This window comes from Devosia sp. (genome assembly GCF_028290645.1).
In the GTDB taxonomy this organism is placed as follows: Bacteria; Pseudomonadota; Alphaproteobacteria; order Rhizobiales; family Devosiaceae; genus Devosia_A.
The window spans coordinates 1-2,952 of record NZ_JAQGJL010000414.1; the positions used below are offsets into that span (position 1 = coordinate 1).

The window sequence follows — 2,952 nt, forward strand, 5'->3', positions numbered from 1 at the left end:
CGGTCGGCACGATCCCGAGTGAAGCACACAGGAACGCCGATCCCATCTCGGCGATCAGCTCCTCCCGCGCATAGCCTGGCGACCCAAACGGATGCGACAGGTCCCGACCAAGCCGCGACGGATGCCCGGTCGCATGGACAAGCTCATGCAGCCATGTCCGGTAGGCGTTGATCTCATCAAAGAACGCGCGCCGCGCCGGCACCATCACAAGGTCCTCGGACGGCACATAGAACGCCTCCATCCCACCGGTCCGGAAGTCCACCCCGCTCGCCGCGATCACATCGTCGGCAACCTCCGCGATCCGATCCTCGGCCAGCGCAACCGGCGCGGCGACAAGGTCCGACCCCAGCCCCTCGCACTGATCGACATTGAAGACAGTGAACCGCTTGAGGAACGCGACCTGCCACGGCTCCTCGCCTTGCCCGTCGCCGTCCCTCTGATCCTTCGGGGTGAACCGGTCAGCGTAACAGACACAGGTCCCGGCCTCCCCCTTCCGGACATTGCCACCCAATGCCTGCGCCTGCCGATAGGTAAGCCAGCGCTGCGACGAAAAGCCCCGCTCCATCACCGTCGCCCACAGGATCAGGACATTGATCCCCGAATAGCGCCGCCCCGTCCCGGCATTGCAGGGCATCCCCACACCCGCGCCAGCCTCGCCCCAGGGCTGGACCCAGGGCAGCCGCCCGGCCTCCAGTTCGGCGATGATCCGGTCCGTCACCTCGACATACAGCGTTTTGGCCGGACGCTGCGCATGCACATGTTTCTTCACTGCCTCGCTCCTTCTCAAACCACCGCAACCGGCGCCGGAATGGCGGGTGGGCGGCAGGAGCGGACCGACAGTCCCGCCGATGAAGGCGGGCAGCACCCGAAGGGCCGAAACGAATGTGTGGACGGCCTTTGCAAGTCACCTTCTGCCTAACCCTTCTCACCTTCCCGCACCGGAACCCCGGAGTGGGGTGGGCGGCGAAAATCGACCGGAAAGGCCCGCCGCAAAGGCGGGCTGCACCCGCAGGGCCGCAACAACGTGGAGGACCCGGCGCAGCCGGGTTGCGGCTCGCCGAGGCGGGCCTAGCAGGGAGAGCCGGCCATCCCGCTTCGGGGGTCAGGCCAACAGATACGCCGCCGCGCGATAGCGCGGCGCCCGCTGGATCCTTCGATAATTACGCGAGGTGACACCGAGCATGACATCGATCGGTCGGGTGCGGTCATGTGTCCGGCCTGTTGGTGCGGTCGATGACCGCTGGCCCTGATGAAATCCGCGGATCGCACGTTCCATCAGTGGAACGGGCTCAAAGGCTCCCTTCGTTTTCCGAACTGAGCGATCCCCGGCTCAACCGGTTCGTCATCATGGCTTGAGCACCACCTCGCTTCCTTCGGAGCCAGGCTCCGCGGGAAACTCTTATGACCTTGTCATGCTGCCCTCGCCGGTGTGCGGAAGGTGCCGCCGCGCGTGAGGATCGCCCAGATGATGCGCGCCATCTTGTTCGCAAGCGCGACGGCCGCAACCAGCGGTGGCCGGCGCTCCATCAGCGCCATCAACCAGCGCGAGGCCTTTTCCGGGGCGACGCGGGCTCGTTTTATCACCGAGAAGGCGCCCAGCACCAACAGCGTTCGCAAGGTCTGATCACCCGCCTTGGTGATGCGCCCAAGCCTGGCTTTGCCGCCCGTCGAGTTCTGGCGCGGTGTCAGGCCAAGCCACGCTGCGAAGTCGCGGCCCGATGGAAATCGAGAAACGTCGCCAGCGAGGGCGATGATCGTGGTCGATGTAACCGGCCCTACGCCCGGGATCGTGCTCAGGCGCTTACAGGTATCATCGAACTGCGTGCTAGCCGAGATCTGGTGATCAAGGATCACCAACCGGGCCTCGACCGCGCGAATAGCGTCAGCGAGTAACTTATAGGCATCGCGGATCATCGCTGGGAGACGCTCATCCCCCGCACATGCGATGCGCAGAATCTCGGTCGCGCCGCCAAGCCCCTGGTTGGTGACGATGCCAAACTCCGCCATCCCGGCGCGAAGAGCGTTCAACATCCCAGTCCGCTGGCCGACAAACTGAGTGCGCAGCCGGTGCATCAAGGCCAGTGCCTGCGTGTCCGGCGCCTTGATCGGTACGAAGCGCATGGTCGGCCTGGTCACCGCTTCGCAGATGCCCTCCGCGTCGGCTGCATCGTTCTTGCCGCGCTTTACATAGGGCTTCACGTAGTGCGCGGGCATGAGACGAACGTCGTGACCCAGCGCCTGAAGCTGGCGGCCCCAATAATGCGCCGTGCCGCACGCTTCGATCCCGACCAGGCATGACGGTAGCTCTTCGAAAAACTCCATAAGTTGTGCTCGAGAATAGCGCTTGCGGATCACCACCGTGCCATCCGCATCGACCGCGTGCACCTGGAATACGTGCTTTGCGATATCCAAACCTACCGTCGCGATATGCATCTTCGTTCCTCCAATCCCGCTGCGAATCAGCAGGAGATGGTACCAACTGCGAGCCCGCAGCCGTCCCACTTCATCAGTGGAGCACCCCGAAGCGCAGCGGAGGGGTTGCCACCGGCCGCGACGGGCCTAGCCGGGAGCGCCGCCCTCCCCCGCCGCAACGGGAGAGGCACAAGCAACGCCGCCGCGCGCAGCGCGGCGTCCACAGCCACGCCAGCGATCGTGACCGGATGGCCGAGACCCGGCACGGGGCTCGGCGGAGACCGGCGCCCAGGCGGCGGTCGAAGTAGAGCGCGGTCGCACCAAGGTGCGAGGCGCCGGCCCTATTCTGCTATGTTGGAGACCTTGCGGGCATTGAACGCCACCAGCGCGGTTGCGAGACCCGCCCCGACGATCCAGCGTGCCCGCTCGAGATGCGAGCGCCAGCAGGCCTCGGCGTCACACCTGGTGACATCGATCTGCATCAGTGATGCTGCGGCGTCCTGCCACGCACCGCCAGCGTCATCCGCCTCCAGCAGGGCG

At 65.7% G+C, this 2,952-nt stretch carries 2 protein-coding genes and 1 pseudogene; all 3 read right to left on the reverse strand.

Going from position 1 to position 2,952, the window contains the following annotated elements; genetic code table 11:
- A partial coding sequence (locus JWQ89_RS22035; protein ID WP_299644769.1) for an ArdC-like ssDNA-binding domain-containing protein occupies positions 1–769 on the reverse strand: 769 nt, incomplete at its 3' end.
- 641 nt (positions 770–1,410) lie between these two features.
- Entirely contained in the window at positions 1,411–2,433 is a 1,023-nt protein-coding gene (locus JWQ89_RS22040; protein ID WP_299644770.1) for an IS110 family transposase, read from the reverse strand.
- Positions 2,434–2,753: 320 nt separating this feature from the next.
- A pseudogene (locus JWQ89_RS22045) lies at positions 2,754–2,952 on the reverse strand (hypothetical protein); the annotation flags it as partial.